This window comes from Hydrocarboniphaga sp., from assembly GCF_028291725.1.
Classification (GTDB): Bacteria; Pseudomonadota; Gammaproteobacteria; order Nevskiales; family Nevskiaceae; genus Hydrocarboniphaga.
On sequence record NZ_JAQGNT010000101.1, the window covers coordinates 1 to 25,970 of the forward strand.

The 25,970-nt window shown below is 63.1% G+C and carries 16 protein-coding genes; 7 read left to right on the forward strand and 9 right to left on the reverse strand.

What is annotated here, in order from left to right:
• Positions 1-622: 622 nt before the first annotated feature.
• The 3 genes from JWQ90_RS26575 to JWQ90_RS26585 form a co-directional block, all read right to left on the reverse strand.
• Positions 623-964 carry a hypothetical protein gene (locus JWQ90_RS26575; RefSeq protein ID WP_299698101.1) on the reverse strand — a complete coding sequence of 114 codons (342 nt, stop codon included), beginning with the start codon at positions 962-964 and terminating at the stop codon, positions 623-625.
• Positions 961-5,703 carry an RHS repeat-associated core domain-containing protein gene (locus tag JWQ90_RS26580; RefSeq protein ID WP_299698102.1) on the reverse strand — a complete coding sequence of 1,581 codons (4,743 nt, stop codon included), beginning with the start codon at positions 5,701-5,703 and terminating at the stop codon, positions 961-963. Before JWQ90_RS26580 ends, JWQ90_RS26575 begins: the two co-directional genes overlap by 4 nt.
• A gap of 276 nt (positions 5,704-5,979) precedes the next feature.
• Positions 5,980-6,834, reverse strand: a complete 855-nt coding sequence (locus tag JWQ90_RS26585) for a hypothetical protein (RefSeq protein ID WP_299698103.1) — start codon at positions 6,832-6,834, stop codon at positions 5,980-5,982.
• A 235-nt stretch (positions 6,835-7,069) separates the two neighbouring features.
• On the opposite strand from JWQ90_RS26585, the gene JWQ90_RS26590 reads away from it, so the two are divergent.
• Entirely contained in the window at positions 7,070-9,238 is a 2,169-nt protein-coding gene (locus JWQ90_RS26590) for a winged helix-turn-helix domain-containing protein (RefSeq protein ID WP_299698104.1), read from the forward strand.
• A 37-nt stretch (positions 9,239-9,275) separates the two neighbouring features.
• Here JWQ90_RS26590 and leuA read toward each other — a convergent pair whose 3' ends face one another.
• From leuA to ilvN, 5 genes are all read right to left on the reverse strand, one after another.
• The gene (gene leuA, locus JWQ90_RS26595) at positions 9,276-10,979 is read right to left on the reverse strand and encodes a 2-isopropylmalate synthase (RefSeq protein ID WP_366919609.1); all 1,704 of its coding nucleotides are present in this window, start codon (positions 10,977-10,979) and stop codon (positions 9,276-9,278) included.
• A 389-nt stretch (positions 10,980-11,368) separates the two neighbouring features.
• The gene (gene pssA, locus JWQ90_RS26600) at positions 11,369-12,178 is read right to left on the reverse strand and encodes a CDP-diacylglycerol--serine O-phosphatidyltransferase (RefSeq protein WP_299698106.1); all 810 of its coding nucleotides are present in this window, start codon (positions 12,176-12,178) and stop codon (positions 11,369-11,371) included.
• 344 nt (positions 12,179-12,522) lie between these two features.
• Positions 12,523-15,303: an SBBP repeat-containing protein gene (locus tag JWQ90_RS26605; RefSeq protein ID WP_299698107.1), complete on the reverse strand. Its 2,781-nt coding sequence runs from the start codon at positions 15,301-15,303 to the stop codon at positions 12,523-12,525.
• A gap of 341 nt (positions 15,304-15,644) precedes the next feature.
• Positions 15,645-16,661 (reverse strand): ketol-acid reductoisomerase, encoded by a 1,017-nt coding sequence (ilvC, locus tag JWQ90_RS26610; protein WP_299698121.1) that lies wholly within the window; start codon positions 16,659-16,661, stop codon positions 15,645-15,647.
• Positions 16,662-16,729: 68 nt separating this feature from the next.
• Positions 16,730-17,230: an acetolactate synthase small subunit gene (ilvN, locus tag JWQ90_RS26615; protein WP_299698108.1), complete on the reverse strand. Its 501-nt coding sequence runs from the start codon at positions 17,228-17,230 to the stop codon at positions 16,730-16,732.
• 138 nt (positions 17,231-17,368) lie between these two features.
• On the opposite strand from ilvN, the gene ilvB reads away from it, so the two are divergent.
• The 6 genes from ilvB (at position 17,369) to JWQ90_RS26645 (ending at position 24,753) form a co-directional block, all read left to right on the forward strand.
• Entirely contained in the window at positions 17,369-19,219 is a 1,851-nt protein-coding gene (ilvB, locus tag JWQ90_RS26620) for a biosynthetic-type acetolactate synthase large subunit (protein WP_366919608.1), read from the forward strand.
• Between the two features lie 183 nt (positions 19,220-19,402).
• A complete protein-coding gene (locus JWQ90_RS26625; RefSeq protein ID WP_299698110.1) occupies positions 19,403-20,179 on the forward strand; it encodes an enoyl-CoA hydratase in 777 nt (258 codons plus the stop codon).
• A gap of 13 nt (positions 20,180-20,192) precedes the next feature.
• Positions 20,193-21,149, forward strand: a complete 957-nt coding sequence (locus JWQ90_RS26630) for a lysylphosphatidylglycerol synthase transmembrane domain-containing protein (RefSeq protein ID WP_299698111.1) — start codon at positions 20,193-20,195, stop codon at positions 21,147-21,149.
• A gap of 194 nt (positions 21,150-21,343) precedes the next feature.
• Positions 21,344-22,375: a glycosyltransferase family 2 protein gene (locus JWQ90_RS26635; RefSeq protein WP_299698112.1), complete on the forward strand. Its 1,032-nt coding sequence runs from the start codon at positions 21,344-21,346 to the stop codon at positions 22,373-22,375.
• On the forward strand, positions 22,368-23,978 hold the full coding sequence (locus tag JWQ90_RS26640; protein WP_299698113.1) for a glycosyltransferase family 39 protein: 1,611 nt from the start codon (positions 22,368-22,370) through the stop codon (positions 23,976-23,978). Before JWQ90_RS26635 ends, JWQ90_RS26640 begins: the two co-directional genes overlap by 8 nt.
• A gap of 49 nt (positions 23,979-24,027) precedes the next feature.
• The gene (locus tag JWQ90_RS26645) at positions 24,028-24,753 is read left to right on the forward strand and encodes a sulfur transferase domain-containing protein (protein WP_299698114.1); all 726 of its coding nucleotides are present in this window, start codon (positions 24,028-24,030) and stop codon (positions 24,751-24,753) included.
• Between the two features lie 13 nt (positions 24,754-24,766).
• On the opposite strand, the gene JWQ90_RS26650 is transcribed toward JWQ90_RS26645, so the two are convergent.
• Complete coding sequence (locus tag JWQ90_RS26650) at positions 24,767-25,936, reverse strand: acyl-CoA dehydrogenase family protein (protein WP_299698115.1); 1,170 nt, start codon at positions 25,934-25,936, stop codon at positions 24,767-24,769.
• Positions 25,937-25,970 lie beyond the last annotated feature (34 nt).

Below are 25,970 nucleotides of genomic sequence, written 5' to 3' on the forward strand. Positions count from 1 at the left end.
CTGTGCGTACTGTGCATGAGGGGCTGGCGGCCAAAAAATGGCCGCTGTTCGGGTCGGACCAACAGTTTGCCCGGTCGCCAGCTTCTTTCATATGATCAATGGCTTGCGCTTAAGTAAGTGACATTCGAGTCAGAGGCCAGGAACAGAAGAAGATTTCCACTATTAAGTTGTCCCTTTTGCTTTTTTTCTTTTTGTAAACTGTCGAACTCCCAGTCCCAGAATGATTTTTTACTACCAGAAAGCTTGTACCTGGTAGCCGACGCTGCAATAGAGAAAAAATATAAAACGCTGTTCATGGTATTTCTTAAGTCGGGCATGGACTTTCCATCGTGCAGCTTCGATTCTCGGGCACGTCAGTTGGTTTTGCTGGTGAAGGATTGACTGAGTTGGTATCGTTTAGATGCTTTAGAACGTCTTCGGCGGCCCGCTGAATAATTCCCAACCAAGAATCTCTGGGTTTCACGATATCTTTGGGTAGGGGGTCCGGTTGGCGAACCTCTGGACGATACTGGGCGGCCTCACCATCTCTCATAGCCTGAAGGCGAGATGCATAACCGAGTCGTAGGTCGTAGCTGAACATTCTAGGAAGTCGAGCCTTGCTCCCTTTGTACGCGCATCACTTTTAGCCTGAGGTACGAATACGATATTTAAATAAACCGTGCTGCAAGACAAAAACGTCATGACCTGCGGCTGATCTATATGCACAGCCATCGTTGGACATAACATACTCTACACATTTTTCTCCCGATACGCGGCCCAGCTCAGAAAGAAAATTTTTATTTTCCGCATCAGTGAGATTAAGTTCAAATCCAAACTGATCTAGCTCTTCCTCGTGCAGCAAAACAACTGAGGTAACTGGAATATTAAGGTTAATATCAGTTCGCTCTCTTAGGTCTTGAAGGGAATTTTTACAGCCGAGAAAAAAGGCCAGAATAAAAAAAAACCCAATTCTAATTTTCTTCATGGGTAAACCACCTGAAAATCCTTCGCTCCGAATATATACCCCGTTGCTCCAATGCCAGTCATGACCTGACTTTTAAACGTCGGCCTGGAATGCATATCAAAGTTATATGTGTCGTGGAATCCAGTAGCACTATAGCTATCATCTATTGATATGGTTGCGGAACCGAATGTATTAGCTAAAGGAGTTCCATAGAATGACTTGAGCAACGAGTATCCGATACCGTTGCTGTTTTTTGCTGCGGATTCGACATGCCCCTGGTGATTTACTTCCGAGAATTGCTCTTCTGTCAGAACTACCGTACGTCCAGAACCAACTAGGAAATGTTCGTAAAAGGTTTCGGGCTTCAGATCCGGCAAGACCGCTCCGTCCGTATTGGCAGATTCAGACGCATAAAGGTTGCTGCCGACAGTTGGCCCCGCCCCATTTACGAAATTGTAACTCCCTTGGGATGATCCTCTGTCAAAACTGTCAGACCCCGATGAAGCCTTGGCGACTAAGCCATATGCAACGCCGCCAAAGCCCGACACGAAGCCGCCGCTTGGGCAAGTTCCATCCTTGTTTGAGATGAGTGACCCGGTGCACATTCCCGTCGGATCGGTGTACCGATACGGATTATTGTTGGCGTAAGCATACCGATTAAACGTAAACGGATTCTGATCCGAGAAGTAGACCGGATCGGTGGACAGGAAGCGGCCAATCAGCGGGTCATAGAATCGTGCCTGAGCGTAAGTCAAGCCCGACTCGCTGTCGAAGGCATGGCCGGTGTAGCCGACCTTGTCGGTCACGCCGTTGAGCTTGGCGCCGTAAGGATCATAGTGCTCCTGCCAGAGCGTCGCACCGCTGGCATTGGTGGCCTTTCGCGGTGATCCCAGCAGGTCCGGATGCAGATACGTCGGGGTAAAGACACCACCGACATTTTTCACCTCGACGACAGTCTTGCCGTTGAGACTCAGATAGTCGGTCTTTTCAGTGCCCTTCTCGGAGTAGATCATCTGGCCGTCGTGGGTATACAGCGTGTACTCCGTCACGCCGCCTTTGACCGTCTTGATGCGCTTGCCGTTGCCGTCGTATTGATAGGTAGCGCCGCTGACCGCGGTGACCTGTCCCAACGCATTCAGAGTGAAGGTCCTGATACCGTCGCTGCTGATCTCACCCCGGCTATTGTAGGAATACGTACGCGACTGTGACCCACTGACGGAGTCGAGCCGGTTGGTCGTGGTATTGATGGTGTAGGTCAGCGCATTGGTATTGGTGCGCGCCCTGACATTGTTGAGCGTGTCATAGGTGAAGCCGTAGCTGCCCCACACGCCGCTGGCACTGGCCAGACGGTGCAAGCCGTCGTAGCTCGCCGTCAGGTCATCGGTGTCGTCGACCTGATCGTCGAAGCTGGTCAGATCGCCGGCCGTGGTGTAGCCGTACTGGTATTTCTGAATCGGGCTGGCGCCGGCGGTGGTGGTCTGTACCCACGGCCGCTTCAACGTGTCGAGCGTCAGGCTATAGGTGAGGCCGTTGCTCAAGCTGTAGCTCTGAGTCTGGCCGCTCGGATGGTACTTGATGCCGCTGACGTAGCCTTCGATCTGCTGCGGACGGCCCCAGGAGTCGGGTTCGAGAAAGTAATTGTTGGACGGGGTGTACAGCCGGCCCAGACGCGCAATGCCATCGAGCTTGTATCGCATCTTGAAGACCTTTCCGTCGACCTTCACATTTTCGATTTCGAGCAGATTGCGTTTGTTGTAGGAATAGTTCCAGGTCGCGACCGGGTTCAAGACGCGGGTTGTATTGTTCTCGTTGTCGTATAGATATGCGATGTCGTCGCTGGTGCCGGGATAGTCGACTCCCGTTTTCCGGCTGAGGTTGTCGTATGAAAACACCGCGGCATCAGATGGCGCGCTGCTGGTGCCATCCGCATTCATCGTTTGGCAGGTGCTGGCGCTCTGCCCCCGGGCTTCGAATGCCAAGCGGTTGTCCGCATCGTAGCCCCAGAGCGTGACGCCGCCCTCAGGGTCGGAGCGCCGGCACAGGCGCTGATAGGGGTCGTAGCTTAGCGTACGAGTGGCGGTCGCCGTGCCACCCGACCAAGCCCCCGATTGCTGGATGGTCGTGATCTTGCCGAACACATCGCGGCCGATCTGCGTCGTCTGGCCTTCCGGCGCCTCGATGCGGATCGGACTGCCGCCAGGCTCGTCATAGCCGAGATAGCTGATCGTCGTGCCTTGACCATCTCCATCCGTGACCTTCTTTTTGTTGCCGGCAATACTGTAGTTGGTTTTCTCCAGCGTGACGTTGTCCGCCGTACGGCGTTTGATGAGCCGCTTGAGTGCGTCGTATTCATTGACGATACCCGCCGTCTCGGACGAACTCGTCGAGGGGTAGGCGACCAGCGCTTCGAGCCCATTCGAGTTGAACGTCTTGCGAAAGAATAGTTGAGTCCCGGCGATATCGTCCTGGTCGTACTCCTGGCGCAGCACCGGTCGCCAAAGCGCATCGTAGTACGTGATCTTGAAGATATCGGCCGTCTGAACCGTCTGCCTCCAGTGCCCGGCAGGAAGACCGTACTCAGCAGACGAGACCTGCACAAAGCTCTGCGTGAGGTCGTTCCATACGTTCGTATCATCGGTTGGATAGGTGATGCGGCTGATCCGGCCCATGCTGTCATAGCCGTAGCCTGTCGTGCTGCCTCGGCGATCCGTCACGGAAGTGATCCAGCCGGAATCGTCCACCACCGCCGACTGACTGATCGACAGCGGGTATTGGATCAACTGCGGCATGCCGCGCTTCCAGCTGGAGTAGGTGGTGGCATTGCCGGCACGGTCAGCAACCGTATTGAGCGTGCCGTCGGCGTTGTAGCTGGCCGTCTGCTGCAGCAGGCCGAAGGTATAGGTCTTCTCCGGCAATGCGTTGGTCGCGCCGTAGTCAGTCTGGGATTCAACCAGCCCGGCGTTGCTGTTGGTGCTCTTCTTTGATTTGCCGAGCACCCATTTGGTCGTGTCGTCGTAATACTCACTAACGTCGGTGCGGCTGTTGCCGACCGAATTGGAGCGCGTGACGCTGAGCGGGCGAGCGAAACTGTCGAAGCTATTGACCTGCCTGCTGTACGTATCGCCGCTGCGGACAATTTGGGCTGTTGTCTCCGGCACCGTGAGCACGGACGAGAACGCATCCTCCCTAAAGGAGTAGCCGTCTACGATCTCTTGCCCCGTATATCCGACACGATAGGCATACGCGGGACTGCTGGGACTCGTCGCGAAAGTAGTATTCGTGGTTGTCACGACTGCACCCGACGAATCGAGCACTTCGCTTTTCATCAACTTACCTTCGTCGATGTAAAACTGCGCACCATATGTATTGCGGAGCTTGCTTCCATCGGGGCGCGTCACCGTCACCGTCCGGGTATTGCTTGCGGTCTGCCCGTAGTCGGCCGACCAGCTCAGAGTCGGTAGGCCCGGGCCCGTCAACGTCTTGTTGGTTAGCGCGTAGACATCGAATTGCTTTGCAGGTCCGTAGCGCTCGAACAATTTATCCGTTTGGTTGTACAAGCAGATCTTGTCGGCTCCGACTTTTCGGTCCTGGCGCACAGGAGTGAAGGTGAACGTTCCCGTGGCGCCGCTAGGATGCCGCATCGTCCAGCTCTGCGGAACCGATGACCACGCCGAAGTAGGCTGGAGATTGCACGGCGTGGCAGCCGCCGGAGTTGCGTTGTACTCAATTCGAAGATCGACGTGATTGATCGTCCAGTACGACTGGTCAGGCAAAGTTACCTGCGACAGATACGCTTCAAAATATGTATATGTCCAGGTTCTGCCATTGGCGCTGACGGTCTGAATCTTGTTTCCGGCGTTATATCCCAGCGAAATGACGCGGCCATCATTTGCCTCAATTGTCTGCAACAAATTACCTTGGTAAGTGTATTGAACCCAGTTACCAAAGCGATCTTCCACACGGGTCGCATATATGCGGACCTCCACGCGGGGAAGGCTGGCGCCCTGGACCGATCTCACGGTCGAAAACGTCCGGCTTACCATCCAGTTGAAGGTGTACTTGACTCCATCGGCTGTTATCGCTTGGAAGCCTTCTCCAGTCTGTCCGCTGGCCAGCGTGCTCAAGCACGCGATCTGCGTGTGGTCACTGGTTACCCGGGTATAAGTGACGCCGTCAGTCGGCTGCTTGGAATACGACGGATCGCGTAACAGCAAGTTCTTAGTGCCCAGACCCGGGATCGATATCGAAGTACCGCGCCACCAGTCGTCTACACTGAATCCACTGACCCCCGAAGGCACAATGCTTCCGGAGCAACGATTGCTCGGCGTCCAGCCCTCACTTGTGGGGAATACGCCGCTGACATAGGGAAGGTCCAAGTCCCAATCGCCCATCATGAAAGGATTCAAGCTGGTGCCTTCAGGCGACACCGTTGACAAAGTACGCGCAATCTGAACCGGTAATTCGCTATTACCGGGAATGTCGATATCCACGACGCGGAAGCTGGTTTGGCCGCTGTACCAGTCGGTCGTGTCTCCTAGCAGTCCGTCACCAAGAGCGCCTATCGAACTTGCCGCATGCACCTTCTTTGCAGTCTCGTCGGCATAGGACAAGGATTCGGCACTAGCGATCTGCGAACACAAAATGAAAAGGATCGAAACCACGATGCGCGGCAAGACCTCGACTTGCGCGCGCAAGAAAGACGAAAAACCCAATGTCATAATTTTCCCCACTTCCCAAAAATAGCGACGCCACAAGGCCACTAGCAAACGCCGCCAGACCCCCTGGCTTTCGCTAGCCGCCGGATACTGCAACTGCACTATAGCCCCCGCTACCGCAGTTTTCCGCGAACCACCGCACAGCCCTCAGAACCACAACCGCCCTACCCTCGCATCAAACACACCGCGAGGTGTCGCCGTGAGCGCTACGGGTCTACTACTCAAGGTTTCCGGCTTGCTGGCCGGATTCGCCGGCTTTAGCACCATGCTCATGGGTTTGATGCATGCCGAACATCGTCAGGCGTCACTACTCTATTCAAATTAACCGCCCTTCGGAGCCACTACCTTGACCTTGACCTGCCCGACACCGCGGCCGCCGTCGCCGGTGCAGCTGAGCTTGTAGACCTGCACGCCGGTTTCGGTCGGCTTGACGCGCTGTGTGCCCGAGGTCGCCTTGGTGCCGGACCAGTCGCCCGCCGCCTTGCAGGTATCCGCCGCTGTGGTGTTCCAGATCAGCGTCAGGCTGCGACCGAGCGCGATCTTCTGCACGTTGCTCTGGATGCTGACGGTCGGCGCCGGCGTGCCGCTGTCAGTTCCGGTGCCTTCGACCTGCAAGGTCAGCGCCGCGGCGCTGCCCGCGGTCTGCCAGGCGCCGTCGCTGGTGGTCGTGCTCCAGCCGGTGCCGGTAGCCGCGAACACCCAGATCGGATCGACGCCGGCCGGCGAATCCGATTCGGCCACCACCCAGTAGTTATGGCCGGCGATCAGCTGCGGCTGCGCAGTCGAGGTGACGAACTGCTGCACCGGCGTCCAGCCCGAAGCCTCGGTGGTGATGGTCCAGGACTCGAGCACCGTGCTGGTGCTCGGCAGTGATTCGGTAGCACCCTCGTCGAGCTGATCGGGCCGCAGGCTCAGCGTGACTTCGCCGTGAATCGTGTCGGAGTTGTTCATCAGGTACAGGCCCAGCCGGGAGAACTGCAGATCCTGCCCTTCCGGCATCGTGAAGCGCGCGCCGACCGACTGGCCGGTATAGACATCCGAGCCCCAGTAGCCGAAGGCGCCGCCCGGGACGTCGGTCTGGTAGATCACGACGGTGCTGTCGGCCTGCGACGGTACTGCGGCGACCGTCATCATCAGGGCCGCGAGCCCCGCGGCCCAGCTGCGAATTGCGAACATGCTTGAAACTCCCTGGCGAATTACTGATTGAATGCTTCGGATTCCGCCGGCGCCCGCGCTGAGACATTTTGAAAGGGCGCTCCGGGTGGATGCCCCGATTGGAGACCAAGCGCGCGCGGCCGACAATGCGGACTGTGCCGGAAGCGCATCATTTTTTTGTCATTTCGCAGGGAGCCGAACATTTTCAGGCAGTTGCAGGATGCTCGCCGATGATCACCGCGACCGGAAGCGCGCGTTGAGCGGCCCGGCTTCGGGCGACGGCGCCGCGCCGCCGCGTTACCGGATCGGCGACTGGCAGTTCGACCTGCCCGCCAGGGCACTGCAGCGCGGTGAACGCATCGAGCATCTGCCGCTGAAAGTCGCGCTGGTGCTGCAGCAACTGGCCGAGCAGCCCGGCGCGGTGCTGCCGCGCGAACGGCTGATCGCGCGGATCTGGGACGGCAACGACTACACCGGCCCGCGCGGACTGACCAACGCGATCTGGCAGCTGCGCCGTCTGCTCGACGACGATGCGGCGGCGGACACGGCCAGCGCGATCGAAACCATCGCCAAGACCGGCTACCGGCTGAGCCTGCCGGCGCAGCGAGTGCCGGCCGCCGAAGCAGCGGCGGCGATCGACGCGGCAACTGTTGAGCCGCCGGTGATCTCAGCCGCATCCTCAAGCCGGCCCCGGTTGCTGATCGCGCTGAGCGGCCTTGTCGCTCTGCTCGCCGCGGCGGTGCTGGCAATCACACTGGCGCCGCGTCGCGCCGCGCCCACGGCCTTGCTGAAAGCCGAGCCGCTGACGGTCTACGACGGCGTCGAGGAGTTCCCGAATATCTCGACCGACGGCCGCTGGCTGGCCTTCAGCTGGGAGAAGAACGAGCGGCCGAGCCAGATTTACGTCAAGGATCTGCAAGACCCGCAGGCACCGCCGCGGCGCATATCCAGGGACGAGAGTCTCGAGGAACTGCGGCCGGTCTGGTCCGCGGATGGCCGTGCGATAGCCCTGGTACAGCTGCAGCCGGACGGCGCCTGCCGCATCCTGATCCGCGAACTCGCCGCGCAGCAGGATCGCAGCGTGGCCGAGTGCTTCTACGAGCGCCTGCATCAGGTCATGGACTGGTCGCCTGATGGCCGCACGCTGGCGATTGCGCGCAAGGACGAGCGCGACGACGCGGTGGCGATCGTGCTGCATCCGCTGGACGGCAGCGGCGAACGCCGGCTGACCCAGCCGGCCGACGACGCACAGGACAGCCAGCTCGCCTGGTCGCACGACGGCCGCCGCATCGCGTTCATCCGCCGCAGCGTCAATATCGGCGAGCTGTACGTGATCGACGTCGCCAGCGGCCGCGAACAGCGGCTGACTGATGACGGCATGCCGATGTTCGGTCTCGCCTGGCTGCCGGGCGACGAGGCCCTGGTGTTCAACACGATGCGCAACGGCGGTTTCGCATCACTGAAGATCGATGCCGGCGGCGGCAGGGCCGAGCCTTATGCGGCGATCGACGCGCCGTTCAACATGGCCGCCATTCCCGGCACGCATGGCGGGCTCGCGATCAGCCAGCACCGCAGCGCCGAGCACATCGAAATCTGGCGGCCGAACGCTGCCGGCGGGGCCGGCGCGGCGCCGACGATGCTCGGCAGCCTGTCGTCCACCGGCCGCGAGCTTTACGCGCAGTGGTCGGCTTACTCGGACCGGCTGATCTTCATGTCGACGCGATCCGGGCGTGTCGAGCTGTGGACCAGCAACAGCGACGGCAGCGACACACGGCCGGTTCCGGCGCTGCCGGGCCTGCCCGGCGCGATGTGCTGGTCGCCGGTCGACGGCCGCTACGCGGTCGCGCTGCGGCCCGACGGCGGCCGGCACGATCTGCTGTACATCGGCGCCACCGATCGCGACGCCCCGCAGCTGGTGGTCGACGACGGCCACGATTATCAGAACCCGAGCTGGCAGGCCGACGGCCTCGGCCTGATCGTCGCCAGCAATCGCGGCGGCAACTGGGATCTGTGGCGCTGGGATACGCGCAGCCACGAGGCCGCTCGGCTGACCGACGACGGCGGTATCTATGGCCAGATCGCCGACGACGGCTGGCTGTATTACGCGCGCTCCAGCCAGACCGGCTTGTGGCGCCGCCGGCCCGGCGCGCAGAGCGCGCGCGAGCCGGTGCTGGCGGATCTGGGCAAGGACGACTGGGGCAATTGGCAGGTGCTGGGCAGCACGCTGTACTACATCGCGCGCACCGCGGATCACGATCGCGTGATCGCGCGCAACCTGGTCGACGGCAATACGCGGACACTGCTGGAGCTGCCGCGCAACGCGATCCGGATTTATCACTCGCTGTCGGTGACGAGCGATGGCCGCGTGGTACTGACGATCCTGGGACGGCGCCAAGCCGACATCGTCGCGCTCAGGCCTTCGTAGGTTGGGGTGAGCTCACCCCAACCTACGGACTACGATTTCAGGCGACCGCTTTGACTTTCCTGCGCTGCGACAGCACGCGATTGGCGCCGGACAGGATCGCTTTCAGCGACGCCGTGACGATATTCGCATCGCGGCCGACGCCGAACACGGTCTTCTGGCCCGACAGCGGCTCGCCGATCTTCAGCTCGATATAAGTCACGGCGGCCGCGTCGGCACCCGCGCCGATCGCATGCTCGGCGTAGTCGACGATTGCGATCGGCTCCGCGATCAGCTGCGAAAGTCCGCTGACGAACGCGTCGATCGGGCCGTTGCCGCGGCCCTGCAGCTTGGAGCGGCGGCCGTCGATGCTGATCTCGGTGGCGAGTTCGACCTCGTTGCGCGAGGAATCTTCGACCAGATGATGCGCGACGTAACCATACGGGCTCTGCGCGTCCAGATAAGCACGGCTGAAGATGCCCCAGATATCGGCCGCACTGACCTCCTTGCCGGACTCGTCCATCGCCTCCTGCACGATCTGGCTGAACTCGATCTGCAGACGGCGCGGCAGCTTCAGCCCGTACTCCTGTTCGAGAAGGTAGGTAATGCCGCCCTTGCCGCTTTGCGAATTGACGCGGATCACCGCCTCGTAGCTGCGGCCCAGATCCTTGGGGTCGATCGGCAGGTAGGGCATGTCCCAGATCTCGTCCTCGCGGCGCGCGGCGAAAGCCTTCTTGATCGCGTCCTGGTGCGAGCCCGAGAACGAGGTATAGACCAGGTCGCCGACATACGGATGGCGCGGATGCACCGGCAGCTGGTTGCAATACTCGACGGTCTCGCGCACCGCGTCGATGTCGCTGAAATCCAGGCCCGGATTGACGCCCTGCGAGTACAGGTTCAAGGCCAGGTTGACGATATCGACATTGCCGGTGCGCTCGCCGTTGCCGAACAGGCAGCCTTCGACGCGATCGATGCCGGCCATCATCGCCAGCTCGGCGGTGGCGATACCGGTGCCGCGATCGTTGTGCGGATGCGCAGACAGAATGATGCCGTCGCGGCGCTGCAGGTTGCGGTGCATCCACTCGATCATGTCGGCGTAGATGTTCGGCGTGGAATGCTCGATCGTCGTCGGCAGGTTGATGATGCAGCGGTTCTGCGGCGTCGACTGCCAGATCCCGGTGACTGCATCGACGCAGGCCTTGGAGAATTCCAGCTCGGCGTCGGAGAACATCTCCGGCGAATACTGGAATACCCAGCGCGTCCCGGGCTGCGTCGAAGCCAGCTCCTTGACCAGCTTCGCATACGGCACCGTCAGCTCGGCGAGCACCTGCTCCTTGCTCATGTTGAACACGACGTTGCGCATCACCGGCGCGACCGCGTGGTAGTAGTGCAGGATCACGTTCTTGGCGCCGCGCACCGCCTCGAAAGTGCGGCGGATCAGCGGCTCGCGCGCCGGCGTCAGCACCTGGATCGCGACGTCGTCCGGGATGTGGCCGTTGTCGATCAGCTCGCGCATGAAATCGAATTCGATCTGTGAGGCCGACGGAAAGCCGACTTCGATCTCTTTGAAGCCGAGCTTCACCAGCATCCTGAACATGCGCAGCTTGCGCGCGGCGTTCATCGGCTCGATCAGCGACTGGTTGCCGTCGCGAAGATCGACGCTGCACCAGACCGGCGGGCGCGTCACGACGACATCGGGCCAGCTGCGGTCACGCAGACCGACCGGCGGGAAACTGCGATATTTGCTAGCGGGATTCTTCAGCATGGCCATGGCTTGACTCCGTGTAGCCTCGGGCTTGTGGCCCGATGGGCGGCAGCAGACGGACAGCATCGCGCCTGCGGCGGCCGGGGAAAAGGGGAAGTTCGTGGTTTTGCACGGTTATGGGCCCCGTGCGGCCGTGTGTGTTCGGTCTGCCTTACGGCAGAAGCGAAAGACGAAGCGCGAGCGGCGGCAGGAAGCCGGGGCTGGAGGCAACGTGGTTGCGGGCACGATTCATGGGGCGGGAGTTTAGAAGATTTTGCCGACGAGGCAAAGCTCGCTGTCCCGCTTCGCAATGCCTTTCGTCACCCGCCGTAGGTTGGGGTGAGCAAAGCGAACCCCAACATTGCGCCGGTAATCGTTGGGGTTCGCTGCGCTCACCCCAACCTACGTCACTACGTCGTGGCCGGCTTCTTGCGCGCGCGGCGATAGATCACCGCGGCCGGCCCTGACAAGGCATAAGCCAGAAACGCCAGGAACAACACCCGCGGCGGATCGATCGCGACCAGGGCCAGCACACCGACCACGCCGGCAAAGGTCGCGAAGCGCACCTTGCCACTGAGGTTGAGCTTCTTGAAGCTGTTATAGCGGATGCTCGACACCATCGACAGCGCGGTCAGCAGCGTCAGCGGCGCCGCCAGCCACAGCACGTCGCGTCCGTCGAAAGGCACCCGGCCGCTGATCCACGCGAACAGCGAGCGGCTGTCGTCGACGCCGCTCCAGACCAGAAAAGTCACCACGGCCGCCGCAGCCGGGCTCGGCACGCCGAAGAAATCCTTGTTGCTGCTGGCGATCGCTGCCAGCACATTGAAGCGCGCCAGACGCATCGCCGCGCAGGCCGCATAGGAAAACGAGATGACCCAACCGAGCTTGCCGCCGAGCCAGGGATAGTCGGCCAGATATTGCAGGCTGTAGGCATAGACCAGGATCGCCGGCGCGACGCCGAAGGCGACCATGTCGCACAGCGAATCGTATTCCTTGCCGAAGTCGGTGGACGTGCCGGTCATGCGCGCGATGCGGCCGTCGAGACCGTCGGCGATCATCGCCACCAGGATGCCGACGCAGGCCGCCTCGAAACGCCCGTCGGTGGCCATCAGGATCGCGTAGAAGCCGCCGAACAGTGTCATCGTCGTGAACAAATTGGGCAGGATGTAGATGCCCCTGCGGCGCTTGCGCGGCGTCACGGGTGACGGGGTTTCGGTCATTCGGGCTCCGGCGCTCAAGGTTGAAGGGCTGCCATTCATCTTAGCCGCGGCGGGCTGAACACCGCCACGGCAGAAGATCATGCAAGCTCTGAAAATGCTCGTCGGCGAAATCTGTGGCTGATATTCAGCAATATTGTGTGCGCTGGAATACGAGGAAGGCCCGGAGCTTTCGGCAGTCAGCTCGAGCAGGATGTCGAATCGCTCATCGAGCTGAGGACGTCGATGACTCCGGACCGGCCAGGTCTGCATGGTGTGTTTGAAGCTGAGCAAAGCAGCTTCCCTCCCTTCCAGGCTGCCTGGCGCAATGGCCCATTATTCACAAACTTTGGTCTGTCTAAGCAATCTCAGGGCGCCGTCGTCACCATAAAGGTCGCCGCGGTGCCGCCGACGGTGACGGTGGTGCTGGTGGTGGTATTCGCAGACTTCGAGGACTTCACCCGCAGTTGGAGCGTATCGCCGGGGGACATCGAGCCGGCGACGTTGGTCCAGGCGCCAGTGACGCCGCCGCTGGTGATGCGGTAGTCGCCGCCGACGATGGTCACCGTCGCGGCAGCGTCGTAAGCAACCGGCACCACTTTGCCGGAAGCGATCTGGGTGTTCAGCGCCACATCGGTTTTAGGCTTGAAACTGAAAGCGTCCGGAGTCGTATCGACGCTGAGCGTCGTGACTTTCCAGGTGCTGGACACGGTGCCGGCGGTAAAGACCACTTTGACGGTGGTGCCGTAAGTCGCGGCCGAAGTCGTGCTCAGTTGCACCGTATCGCCAGGGTTGACCGTCCCCGCTGCGCTGCTCCAGGCACCGCCATTGAGCCTGTAACTGCCGCCTTTGATGGAAACCAGCAAGGACGGATCGAAACCGCTGAGCGTCCGCTTGTTGCTGGTCACGCTCGTATTGAGCGGCGCATCCAGCACTTTCTTGAAGCTGAAGGGATCGGGCGCGGTGTCGGGGCTAATCCTGGTGACGAAGGCGTCGCCACCACCACCATAGGTGCCCTGCAAGGCATTGGCGAGCGGGAAGTTGGTGGAGCCGGTGGAGCCCGTCACGTAGGCCTTGCCTGCGCTGTCCACAGTGATGCCATAGCCAACGTCGCCGCTACTCCCGCCCAGATAAGTGGAATAGACCAGGGCGCTGCCATCGGCATTGAGCTGAGTGACGAAGGCGTCGCTGACGCCGCCCGAAGAGCCCTGCAAGGCATTGGCGAGCGGAAAGTTGGTGGAGTCGGTCCGTCCCGTCAGATAGGCCTTGCCCGCGCTGTCCACGGCGATGCCGTAGCCATACTCGCTGCTACTGCCGCCCAGATAAGTGGAATAGACCAGGGCGCTGCCGTCGGCATTGAGCTGGGTGACGAAGGCGTCGCTGATGCCGCCGAAGGTGTCCTGCAGGGCATTGGCGAGCGGGAAGTTGCTGGATTCGGTGACTCCCGTCACATAGGCATTGCCGGCGTTGTCCACGGCGATGCCGTAGCCACGGTCGGGCATACTCCCGCCCAGATATGTGGAATAGAGCAGGGCGCTGCCGTCGGCATTGATCTGGGTGACGAAGGCGTCGTCGTTGCCGCCGAAGGTGCCCTGCAAAGCATTGGCGAGCGGGAAGTTGGTGGAGGTGGTCTCTCCCGTCACATAGGCGTTGCCCGCGCTGTCCACGGCGATGCTGCTGTCATACTCGGCGCTACTCCCGCCCAGATATGTGGAATAGACCAGGGCGCTGCCGTCGGCATTGAGTTGGGTGACGAAGAAGTCGGAGGCGCCGCCATTCGTGCCCTGCAAGGCATTAGCGAGCGGGAAGTTGGTGGACCAGGTCTCTCCCGTCACATAGGCCTTGCCCGCGCTGTCCACGGCGATGCCGCAGCCTTGGTCGGAGTCACTCCCACCCAGGTAAGTGGAATAGACCAGGGCGCTACCGTCGGCATTGAGCTGGGTGACGAAAGCGTCGGTGCTGCCGCCTTTGGTGCCCTGCAAGGCATTGGTGAGCGGGAAGTTGGTGGAGCCGGTGTATCCCGTCACATAGGCCTTGCCCGCGCTGTCCACAGCGATGCCGTTGCCAACGTCGGAGCTGCTGCCGCCCAGATAAGTGGAATAGACCAGGGCGTTGCCGTCGGCATTGAGTTTGGTGACAAAGACGTCGGCGTAGCCGCGGAAGGTGCCCTGCAAGGCATTGGCGAGCGGGAAGTTGGTTGAAGAGGTGTATCCCGTCACATAGGCGTTGCCCGCGCTGTCCACGGCGATGGCGTCGCCAACGTCGCCGCTACTCCCGCCCAGATAAGTGGAATACACCAACACCGGATCAATCACCAAAGCCTGGCTGCGGTCGTAATCCGCTAGGGCGAACGCCACTTCGGTGTTCTCGCCCTGCTGCCGAAGTTCAAAGCGCCCATCGATGGCTTTGCGCTCCCCTCCGAGGGTTTGATAGATCAGCGGCTTGTGCTGCACTAGATCGCCGACGGCGGAGGAGATCACCAGATCGCCGGCCGGGTTCAGATGCAGCGCCTGCTGGCCGCTGTAACGCATTCGGATCGCGGCGGGATCGGCCTGCGGAGCTACGACAAAGTCGTATTCCAAGTGCTGCTGCTGGCCGTGGTAGACCAGATCGATGCCGGGGTAGACGTTCTGATAACGCACCTGGGCATAGTGTTCGACATCGGTATGCCATTGCTTCGGATCATTGCCGGTGAAGTAGTGACTGCGCCCGGCCTGGAGGGCTTCGCCGCTGACTTTCGCTGCCGGGTCACCGCCGAGGAGCTGCCAGCGCAGGACGGCGGTTTTCGGCGGTGTTGCTTCGGCGGCTTCCGCCTTGCTTACCCTGCTTTCACTCTTTTCACTGCCTGCACTGAGGCTCATCACGGCTTCGCTAGCAGTGAGAAACAGGGCATAACCTGCGCCACGGCTGAGAAACCGGACCTGGGCATCGGTCTGGCCACGGTTGGCCTCGAAGCTGATGGGGAGCTGGCCGTAGTGTTCGGCGATCCGGGCCTGCTGCGCTGGGCTGACGGCTGCGGCGACGGGCGCTGCCGGCAGTGCGCCGGGGCTGGAGGCGGCTGTGGTGGCACCGGAGGCGGGGCTGGTCGCGCCACTGGCGCCGGCTCCCAGGGCCAGCAGCAGGCCACCCAGCACAGCGGCGAAACGCATCGTCAAACTGCGTGAGGCAAGGCAGGACATGATGGATGGCTCCCCGGACAACGTTGACAACGGCCAGCGTTCGATGAGAGTAGCGCGCCTGATCGATGCACGTCCGTTTGCATCCGCGTCATCGCCCCATCAGGCGACCGGAAGTTAATAACTGATCCGTAAGCCCTGGGCTAGTGAACAAAGATGAACCCCTCTCCCGCGTGCGGGAGAGGGGCGAAAACAAGCTTGGTTCTTGGTCTCTTTGGCTTGGGCTGCGAAACCTGATGCAGTCGAGTCAAGTTTGGCCGCAACTCGTAGGGCAGGTCATGACCCGCCCGGTTCCGGGCTGAGGCGGAGCCTCGTTAGTTCTTGGTCTTGTCGACCAGCTTGTTTTTTGCGATCCACGGCATCATCGCGCGCAGCTTGGCGCCGACTTCCTCGATCTGGTGCTCGGCGCCGATGCGGCGGCGCGCCTTCAGCGTCGGCTGGCCGGCGGTGTTCTCGAGCACGAAGTCGCGCGCGAACTGGCCGGTCTGGATCTCGGTCAGGATCTTCTTCATCTCCTTCTTGGTTTCGTCGGTGACGATACGCGGGCCGCGCGTGTAGTCGCCGTATTCGGCCGTGTTGGAGATCGAGTAGCGCATGTTGGCCATGCCGCCTTCGTACATCAGATCCACGATCAGCTTGAGCTCGTGCAGGCACTCGAAATAGGCCATTTCCGGCGCGTAGCCGGCTTCGACCAGCGTCTCGAAACCGGCCTGGACCAGCGCCGTGGCGCCACCGCAGAGCACCGCCTGCTCACCGAACAGATCGGTTTCGGTTTCTTCGCGGAAGTTGGTTTCGATGATGCCGGCACGGCCGCCGCCGTTGGCGCTGGCATAGCTCAGCGCGATCGCCTTTGCCTGGCCGGACGCATCCTGGTGGATCGCGATCAGGCTGGGCACGCCGCCGCCCTGGGTGTAGGTGCTGCGCACGGTGTGGCCGGGGCCCTTGGGCGCAACCATGATCACGTCGAGATCAGCGCGCGGCTCGATCAGGCCGAAATGGATGTTGAAGCCGTGAGCGAAGGCCAGCGCGGCGCCCTGCTTGATGAACGGCGCAACCTGCTCCTCATAAATTTTGCGCTGGCCTTCGTCCGGCGCCAGGATCATCACCAGATCGGCGTGCTTCACGGCGTCGGCGACTTCGAGCACCTTGAGGCCGGAGTTCGCGGCCTTGGCCCAGCTCTTGGAATCCTTGCGCAGCGCGACGGTGACGTCGACGCCGGAATCCTTCAGGTTCAGCGCATGGGCATGGCCCTGCGAGCCGTAGCCGAGAATGACGACCTTCTTGTTCTGGATGATCGAAAGATCGGCGTCTTTGTCGTAGTAAACCTTGATAGTCATGTCTTCGCTTCGCTCAATGGTGATCACGCGGGGCCTGCGGCCCCGTACGCACAACAAAAAAACTACGCCGGCAGCGCCAGAACCTGATGACCGCGCGCCATCGCGGCGACGCCGCTGCGCACCAGCTCCAGAATCCTGGCGATCGCGGCGATCTCGCCGACAAACGCGTCGATCTCGGCACCAGTGCCGGACAGCTGCAGCATGCGCGTGTTGTCGGTCTCGTCGAGGATCTGGCCGCGGTGGCGGCGCACGCATTCGACGACATCGCGCGAAGCGCCGTTGCCGACCTCGACCTTGAGCATCAGCAGCTCGCATTCCAGGTGATCGAGGCTGGCGAGATCGACGATCTCGACCACGTCGACCAGCTTGCGGGTCTGCTGGATGATCTGGTGGATCACCGCGTCCGAGCCCGCGGTCACCAGCGACAGGCGGGACACGGTCGGGTCATGGGTGGCGGCCACCGACAGCGAGTCGATGTTGTAGCCGCGCGACGAGAACATGCCGGCCACTCGGGCCAGGGCACCGGCCTCGTTCTGCAGCAGAATGGAGATGATGTGGCGCATGGGGCGCGAAGAATAATGGCGGGTACCCACCGGCGCAACCGCTAGCGCATCGGCGGCCCTGTCGGCATGAGGGAATCCCCCCTATAATTCGCCCCCCTTTTCAGCAAGCCGTCCAGCAAACGGCCCTCGCCGCCCTCCATGAACGCCGCGCACCCCGTGTCACGCCACCGCCTCGAAGGTTCCAAGCTGTCGGGTGCGGACATCGTCGTACAGGTGCTGGCCGACGAGGGCGTGGACGTGATTTTCGGCTACTCCGGCGGCGCCATCCTGCCGACCTACGACGCGGTGTTCCGCTACAACCAGACCCATCGCTCCACAGAGGGCGTCGAGCCGATGCCGCTGATCGTGCCGGCCAACGAGCAGGCTGCCGGCTTCATGGCCTCCGGCTATGCGCGTGCCTCCGGCAAGGTCGGCGTCGCGCTGGTGACCTCGGGACCGGGTGCGACCAATACGGTCACGCCGGTGCGCGACTGCATGGCCGACTCGATCCCGATCGTCGTCATCTGCGGCCAGGTGCCGACCGCGGCGATCGGCTCGGACGGCTTCCAGGAGGCGCCGATCGCGTCGATCATGGGCTCCTGCGCCAAGCATGTGTTCCTGGTCACCGACCCGGCCAAGCTCGAGGCCACCTTGCGCACCGCGTTCGAGATCGCGCGCAGCGGCCGCCCCGGGCCGGTCGTGGTCGATATCCCCAAGGACGTGCAGAACTGGAGCGGCACGTTTATCGGTGAAGGTACGCTGCCGCTGCCCGGCTTCCGCGCGCGTCTGCGCGAGGTCTACGGCAACAAGCTGAACGCCACTGACGCGCTGCGCTTCTGCGAGTTGCTTTCGAAGTCGAAAAAGCCGCTGATCTATGCCGGCGGCGGTGTCATCAACGGCGAGGCGTCCGCGACGCTGCGCAGGTTCGCCGACGAGTTCGGCATTCCGGTGACCACCACGCTGATGGGCATCGGCGTGGTCGATACGGCAGCAAAGCTGTCGCTGCAGATGCTCGGCATGCACGGCACCGCCTACGCCAACTACGCGACCGACGACTGCGACTTCCTGATCGCGGTCGGCGCGCGCTTCGACGACCGCGTCGCCGGCGTGCCCGGCAAGTTCGCGCCGAACGCTGTCGCGATCGCGCATCTCGATGTCGACCCGAGCGAGATCGGCAAGGTCAAGCGCGTCGACTGGCATCACGTCGGCGAGCTCAACGACGCGTTGACGACGCTGCTCGGAACCGCCAAAAGCGCGGGAATCCTGCACGAAAATGCTGCCTGGACGCAGTGGCGCACGCACATCGCCGATCTGAAAAAGACCTACGCGATGAACTACGAGCGCGAGACGGCCGCGATCCAGCCGCACGCGGTGATCGAGGAGATCAACAAGATCACCAAGGGCACCGCGGTGGTCGCCACCGGCGTCGGCCAGCACCAGATGTGGGCCGCGCAGTATTTCGACTTCGCCGAGCCGCGGCTGTGGCTGACCTCGGGTTCGATGGGCACGATGGGCTTCGGCCTGCCGGCTGCGATCGGCGCGGCCTTCGCGCGCCGCGATCGCGTGGTCATCGACATCGATGGCGATGCTTCGATCCGGATGAACTTCGGCGAGCTGGAAACCGTGACCACCTACAACCTGCCGGTCAAGGTCGTGGTGCTGAACAACTTCGGCGACGGCATGGTCAAGCAGTGGCAGCGCTTGTTTTTTGAGAGCCGCTACGCCGGCTCCGACAAGGGCCTGCACCGCAAGGACTTCATCAAGGCTGCCGAAGCCGACGGCTTCGCGTTCGCGCGCCGCGTCAAGCGCAAGCAAGACCTGGCCGAAGCGGTGCGCGCCTTCATCGAGTTCGATGGCCCGGCGTTCCTGGAAGTCGAGATCGACCAGATGGCCAGCGTGTATCCGATGGTCGGCCCCGGCATGAGCTACCAGCAGATGATCACCGGCGACTGGATCCCGTCGCGCAAGGCACCGGAAGCCGGCAACGGCGACAAGGCCGATCTGTTCTAGCGCCGGCAGATCAGCGTAGGTTTCAGTGTAGGTTGGGGTGAGCTTGCGAACCCCAACATTCGTCCGCGCTGATGTTGGGGTTCGCAAGCTCACCCCAACCTACGCCTTCCCCCGCCTGCGGGGGAAGGGAATGCCGTGTTCGGGTCTGTAGAATGTGCTGATCCACTATCGAGGAGCAGCCCGATGAGCGAGCAGCACATCGTCACCGAAATCCAGGACGCGGTGATGACGATCCGCCTCAACCGCGCGGACAAGAAGAACGCGCTCACCAGCGCGATGTACGAAGGCCTCACCGCCGGCTTCAAGGCAGCGGCCGCCGACCCAGCGGTGCGCGTGGTGCTGCTTACCGGTAGCGGCGATGCTTTCTCCAGCGGCAACGATCTAGCCGACTTCCTGAAGAACACGCCGACCGACGCCGCCAACAGCCCGGTGATGCTGTTCATGGCGGCGATGTCGCAGTTCCCGAAGCCCATCGTCGCCGCGGTCAACGGCCTGGCGATCGGGGTCGGTGTCACCATGCTGCTGCACTGCGACCTGGTCTATGCCTCGGCGAAAGCGCGCTTCCAGATGCCGTTCACGAACATCGGCATCTGCCCTGAGTTCGGCTCGACCTTGTTATTGCCGGCGATGATGGGTCACCAGCGCGCTGCCGAACTGACCATGCTCGGCGAAGCTTTCGACGCCGAGAAGGCGAAAGAAGCCGGTATCGTCAATGCGCTCGTATCCGAGGCCGAATTGAAGACGTTCGCGAGGGATCAGGCGCTGAAGCTGGCTAGCCAGCCACCCAACGCGCTGCGCACGACCAAGGCGCTGCTGAAGCGCTGGCCGCAGGCCGCATTGATCGAGGCGATCCGCGTCGAAGCCGAGCACTTCATGCCGATGCTGAAAATGCCGGAAGCGCTGGAGGCCATGGGCGCCTTCATGCAGAAGCGCAAGCCGGACTTCTCCCAGTTCAGCTGAGCCGGATTCCGGCATGATTCCCGGCATGCGCCGGCAGCGCGTACTGCGCGGTCTGCTGGCGCTGCTGCCGGCCGCGCTGCTGGCGGCGGCGCTGTATTACACCGGCGCGCTGGGCTCGCTGCATCAGGTCGTGCTGCGCGTCGCGCCCGGCATCTGGCTGCTGGCGCTGGCCGGGCAGATGCTCAGCTATTCGGCGCGCGCAGTGCGCCTGATGACCAGCGAACGCGGCCGGTATCGGGATCGTTTCTGGACCTGCCTGCGCCTGATTCTGGTCAACAACGCGCTGAACCTGGCGCTGCCGCTGCGTACCGGGGAGGCGAGTTTCCCGCTGCTGCTGCGACGCTGGTTCGGTGTCGATCTGGCCCAGGCCAGCGGCACGCTGATCTGGATGCGGCTGCTCGATCTGCAGGTGCTGGCACTGGCCGCTCTGATCAGCGTCCAGGCCCTGCACGCGGTGCCGGGTGGCGCGGCCTGGCGGGCCGCGATGCTGGCGCTGTGCGCCGCACCGGTGCTGCTGTGGGCCGCCCAGGCACCGCTGCTGAGAAACCTGGGCGACGGGCGCATCGCCGGCATCGCGCGGCGCGTGCTCGCCGGCATGCCGTCGCGGCTGCCGACCTTGCTGCAGGCCTGGCTATGGACACTGGCGAGCTGGGGCGTGAAGCTCGCGGTGCTCGGCCAGTTGCTGGCAGCACTGATCCACACCAGCGCACCGGTCGGCGTCCTCGGCGCGATCGGCGCCGATCTGAGCACGGTGCTGCCACTGCATGCTCCCGGCGGCTTCGGCAGCTTCGAAGCGGCGCTGATCGCTTTCGTCGGCGCCTACGTCAAGCCCGGCACCGAGCTGCTCGCGGCGGCGCTCGCCTTCCACCTGTTCGTGCTCGGCTTCGCGCTGCTCGCCGGGATCGCCGCCTGGCTGTCGCCCGGCATGCCCAGGCCGATCGCCACGACCGAAAAGGGATTGCCATCTTGAACGTTTAGGCTGGTGAATTGACACAGCAACTCTCCATGAACCGAGAGCCCGACCCACCCGTAGGCTGGGTTGCAGCGGAGCGGAAACCCAGCGCTGGATTCAGGCCGCCGTGCTGGGATTGCGCTTCGCTCCATCCCAGCCTACGCAGGGGTTCAGGGTCCGTGAGCAGGTCTGCAAGGAACACGAAACTTTCCATGAACCCGACCCGCCCCAGCCTCTCCCTGGTCGTGCCGCTGCACGACGAACAGGACAACATCGAGCCTCTGCTCGATCGCATCGAAGCAGCCCTGGCCGCCTACGCCGGCAACTGGGAGTTGATCTGCGTCGACGACGGCAGCCGCGACGCCACCTGGTCCCGGCTGAGCGCCGCAGCGACCGCGCACGGCGCGCATGTGCGGCCGCTGCGCCTGCCGCGCAATTTCGGCCAGACCAGCGCAATGCAGGCCGGTATCGACCGCGCCCGCGGCAAGCTGATCGCGACGCTGGACGGCGACCTGCAGAACGACCCGGCCGACATTCCAATGATGGTCGACGAACTGCAGCAGCGCGATCTGGACCTGCTCTGCGGCCTGCGCGAACACCGCCGCGACCACTGGCTGACGCGGCGCCTGCCATCGGTGATCGCAAACCGGCTGATCGCCCGCGTCACCGGCGTGCGCCTGCACGACTACGGCTGCAGCCTGAAGCTGTTCCGCACCGACGTGATCCGCCAGGTCCGGCTGTATGGCGAGATGCACCGGCTGATTCCGGTGTGGGTGGCGATGGTCACCGCGCCGAGCCGGATCGGCGAAGTCGTCGTCCGCCATCACCCGCGCCTGCATGGCGAATCCAAGTACGGCCTGTCGCGCACGTTCCGCGTGCTGCTGGATTTGCTGACGGTGTTTTTCTTCCTGAAGTACCAGTCCCGGCCCGGACATTTCTTCGGCGCGATCGGCTTGAGCCTCGGCGCTGCCGGCAGCGCGATCCTGGCGTATCTGGGAGCGCTGAAGTTCGTGTTCGGCGCCGACATCGGCGGCCGTCCGCTGCTGCTGGTCGGCATCGTGCTGGTGATTTTCGCGATGCAGTTCATCACCACCGGCGTGCTCGCCGAAATGATCAGCCGGATCTTTCACCAGAGCCGCCGCGTGCACGCCGTGGAAAGCACGCGCGCCGATACTCCAGACCCGCAGGCGGCCTGGCGGCGGCCGTCGTCCGATCTGAACTCGCCGGATCACCGCGATGACTGATTCAGCAAAATCCGGATCGGCGGCGCCGGATCGCGACGCCTGGCTGATCGGCCTGCTGGCGCTGCTGCTGTTCGCCTGGCGGGCGGCGAGCCTGCCGCTGTTCGATCTCGACGAGGGCGCCTTCAGCGAAGCCACGCGCGAGATGCTCGAGCGCGGCGACTGGCTGATGACCTATCTCAACGGCGAGCCGCGCTATGACAAGCCGATCCTGATCTACTGGCTGCAAGCGGTGTGCGTGATGCTGACGGGCCAGAGCGAACTGGCATTCCGCCTGCCGTCGATCCTGAGCGCGACCGCGTGGGTGGTGCTGGTGCACGGTTTCGTGCGCGAACGCGCCGCGCGTGTAGCCGCGATTTTCTGTGCCGCGTGCGCCGCGCTGTCGCTGATGGTCGGTGTGATCGGCCACGCGGCCACTGCCGATGCGCTGCTGAACCTGTGCATCGCCGGCGCCCTGCTCGACATATTCCGCTGGTTCGAGCAGCCACGCCGCGGCATGCTGCTGCGCGTGTTCGTGTGGCTGGCGCTCGGCACGCTGACCAAGGGCCCGGTGGCGGTCGCGATCCCGCTGGCCGCCAGCCTGCTGCAGGCGCTGTGGCAGAACCGTTTCCGCGACTGGCTGCGCGCGGCATTCGACCCGCTGGGCCTGAGCATCTACGCCGTCATCGTGCTGCCCTGGGCGGTGGTGCTGAGTCTGCGCGACGGCGGCGACTTCATGCGCCACTTCCTGTTCGATCACAACGTCGGCCGTTATACCCAGACCCTGCAGCACCACGGCGGTGAGCTCTGGTACTACCTGGTGTGGCTGCCACTGATCCTGCTGCCTTTCAGCGGCCTGATTCCTGCGGCGCTGGCCCAGGCATGGCACGGCCGCCGCGATCCGCTGAACTCGTTCCTGCTGATCTGGTTCGCGCTGGTGTTCCTGCTGTTCTCCACGTCGTCAACGCAGTTGCCGCACTACGTGCTGTACGGCTGCACGCCGCTGTTCGTGATGTTCGGCCTGCGTTTCGAACGCCCGGCCAGCGCGCCGGCGGCACTGCTGCCGGGCCTGCTGCTGATCGCGGTGCTCGCCGCGCTGCCCTGGCTGCTTCCGCTGGTCAAGACACCAGCGCACCGCGCTTTCGAGGCGGGCATTCTCGAACTCGCGCGAGAGCGGATCGGCCTGCGCTATATCGTGATCAGCCTCACCGGGCTGGCGGCCGGCCTTGTCTTCGCGCTGCTGCGACGGCCGTTGTGGCAGCGCCTGATCGGCGTCGGGCTGGCGCAGGCCGCCGTGATCTGGGGCGCCTTCGCGCCACTGCTGGCCGCGGCGCAGCAGGAACCGGTACGCCAGGCCGCGCTGCTCGCGCGGCAGCTGGATCTGCCCGCGGTTGCATTCCGTACCGATCTGCCGAGCTTCAGCGTCTATCGGCAGGCGGTCACGCCGAATCGCGCGCCGCTGCCGGGCGAGCTGGTGCTGGTACGCCGCGACCGCATCGACGCGCTGCGCGGCAGCCTGCCGGGCGTCGAGTTGCAGACGCTGCAGGTCAGCGGCGGCATCGCCTTGCTGCTGCATCCGCCAGCGCGCGAGGAGCCACATTCCCCGTCACCGCAAAGTAACGAGTAGTTCACGCGGCCCGCTTACATTTGCCCGACCGCCCCTGCGATGAACCACCGTGACGAACGAGATCCAAAAACCGCTGTCGCTGAACCGTCACGATGCGAACTGGGTGACCACCGCCGCGCCACGCAGCACCGGCACATGGCAGCGCCTGTGCCTGTGGATCGACATGCTGTGCAGGGACCACGGCCTGGTGCGCTGTTTCTTCAACACGCTGTCGCCGGTCGCCCCCGGGGTCTATCGATCGAGCCACCCTCTGCCGTATCAGTTGCGCCGCGCGGCGAGTCGCGGCATCCGCACCGTCGTCAACCTGCGCGGGACTCCGCACAACGAAGGCAGCTACCAGCTGGAGCAGGAAGCCTGCGAGCGTTACGGCCTGCGCCTGGTGCAATTCAAGCTGCGCTCGCGCGATGTACCGCATGCCCACGAGGTAGACGCCTTCGCCCGGCTGCTGCAGACGCTGGAATATCCGGTGCTGCTGCATTGCAAATCCGGTGCCGACCGCGTCGGTCTCGCCTGCGCGCTGCTGCTGATGTTGCGCGACCGGCAATCACCCGAGCTTGCACAAAGCCAGCTCAGCCTGCGTTACGGGCATATCCGCCAGGCCAAGACCGGCATCCTCGACTTCTTCCTGAAGCGCTACGCCGAGCACCACGTCCACCACGGCACCGGCCTGCTCGAATGGATGCAGAAACACTACGAGCCCGCGACGATGCGCTCGGAGTTCCGCTCGCAATGGTGGGCCAGCTTCATCACCGACCGCATCCTGCGGCGCGAGTAGCGGGCGAAAGCGCTCATTCGGCCGGCTTTTTCCTGCTGCCCGGCAGGATGCCCATCTGCTTGCAGATGATGCCGAGCATGACTTCGTCGGCGCCGCCGCCGATCGAGATCAGCCGCGAATCGCGGTACGAGCGGGCGACGCTGCTTTCCCACATGTAACCCTGGCCGCCCCAGAACTGCAGGCAGCCATCGCTGACTTCGCGGCTGACGCGGCCGGCCTTGAGCTTGGCCATGCTCGCGAGCATCGAGGCGTCGCGGCCGGCGACGTAGTCCTCGGTCGCCTGCCAGACCAGCGCTTTGAGGCATTCGACTTCGGTACTCAGTTCAGCCAGACGAAAATGCACGTATTGGTTGTCGACGATGGACCCGCCAAAAGCCTGGCGCTGGCGTGTGTAATCGATCGTCTCGGCAATCAGATTGAACAGCCCGTCGACGACGCTGGCGGCGCCGAACAGACGCTCTTCCTGGAACTGCATCATCTGGTATGCGAAGCCCATGCCCTCGCTGCCAATCAGGTTGCGCTGTGGCACGCGTACCTCGTCGAGAAAAATCATCGCGGTGTCGGAGGCGCGCATGCCGAGCTTGTCGAGCCGGGTCTTGCGATCCACGCCCCGCGCGTCCAGCGGCACCACGATCAGCGACTTGTTCTGATGCGCCTTGCCCTCGCCGGTGTTGACCAGCATGCAGGCCCAGTCGGACTGGCAGCCGTTGGTGATCCACATCTTCGAGCCGTTGATGACGTAGTCGCCGCCGTCCTTGCGCGCTGTGGTCTTGATGCTGGCGACATCCGAACCGGCGCCGGCCTCGCTGACCGCGATCGAACAGACGCGCTCGCCGGCGATCGTCGGCGCCAGATATTCGCGGCGCAGTTCGTCGGAGCCGAAGCGCGCCAGCGCCGGCGTCGCCATGCTGGTCTGCACACCGATCGCCATCGGCAGGCTGCCGTCAACGCAATGGCCGAGCGCCTGCGCGAACACCACCTCGTAGGAGTAATCCAGGCCGAGTCCGCCGTAGGCTTCGGGCCGGGTGATGCCGAGCAAACCCAGCCTGGCCATCTTGGCGAAGACCTCGTGCGCCGGGAAAATGCCGGCGCGCTCCCATTCGGGAATCTGCGGATTCAGCTCCTGCTCGACGAATTTCCGCGTCGTGTCGTACAGCGCCTGGTGCTCGGCAGTCAGCAGCACGAAGGCACCTCGTCAACGGCGATTGCGGTGATCG

Excerpts from the sequence above, each read along its gene's own strand:
- JWQ90_RS26605 (WP_299698107.1), bottom strand. The coding sequence starts at position 15,303 with ATGCGTTTCGCCGCTGTGCTGGGTGGCCTGCTGCTGGCCCTGGGAGCC.
- pssA (WP_299698106.1), bottom strand. The coding sequence starts at position 12,178 with ATGACCGAAACCCCGTCACCCGTGACGCCGCGCAAGCGCCGCAGGGGC.
- JWQ90_RS26640 (WP_299698113.1), top strand. The coding sequence starts at position 22,368 with ATGACTGATTCAGCAAAATCCGGATCGGCGGCGCCGGATCGCGACGCC.
- ilvN (WP_299698108.1), bottom strand. The coding sequence starts at position 17,230 with ATGCGCCACATCATCTCCATTCTGCTGCAGAACGAGGCCGGTGCCCTG.
- JWQ90_RS26635 (WP_299698112.1), top strand. The coding sequence starts at position 21,344 with ATGAACCCGACCCGCCCCAGCCTCTCCCTGGTCGTGCCGCTGCACGAC.
- JWQ90_RS26585 (WP_299698103.1), bottom strand. The coding sequence starts at position 6,834 with ATGTTCGCAATTCGCAGCTGGGCCGCGGGGCTCGCGGCCCTGATGATG.
- JWQ90_RS26575 (WP_299698101.1), bottom strand. The coding sequence starts at position 964 with ATGAAGAAAATTAGAATTGGGTTTTTTTTTATTCTGGCCTTTTTTCTC.
- ilvB (WP_366919608.1), top strand. The coding sequence starts at position 17,369 with ATGAACGCCGCGCACCCCGTGTCACGCCACCGCCTCGAAGGTTCCAAG.
- JWQ90_RS26630 (WP_299698111.1), top strand. The coding sequence starts at position 20,193 with ATGATTCCCGGCATGCGCCGGCAGCGCGTACTGCGCGGTCTGCTGGCG.
- JWQ90_RS26625 (WP_299698110.1), top strand. The coding sequence starts at position 19,403 with ATGAGCGAGCAGCACATCGTCACCGAAATCCAGGACGCGGTGATGACG.
- leuA (WP_366919609.1), bottom strand. The coding sequence starts at position 10,979 with ATGCTGAAGAATCCCGCTAGCAAATATCGCAGTTTCCCGCCGGTCGGT.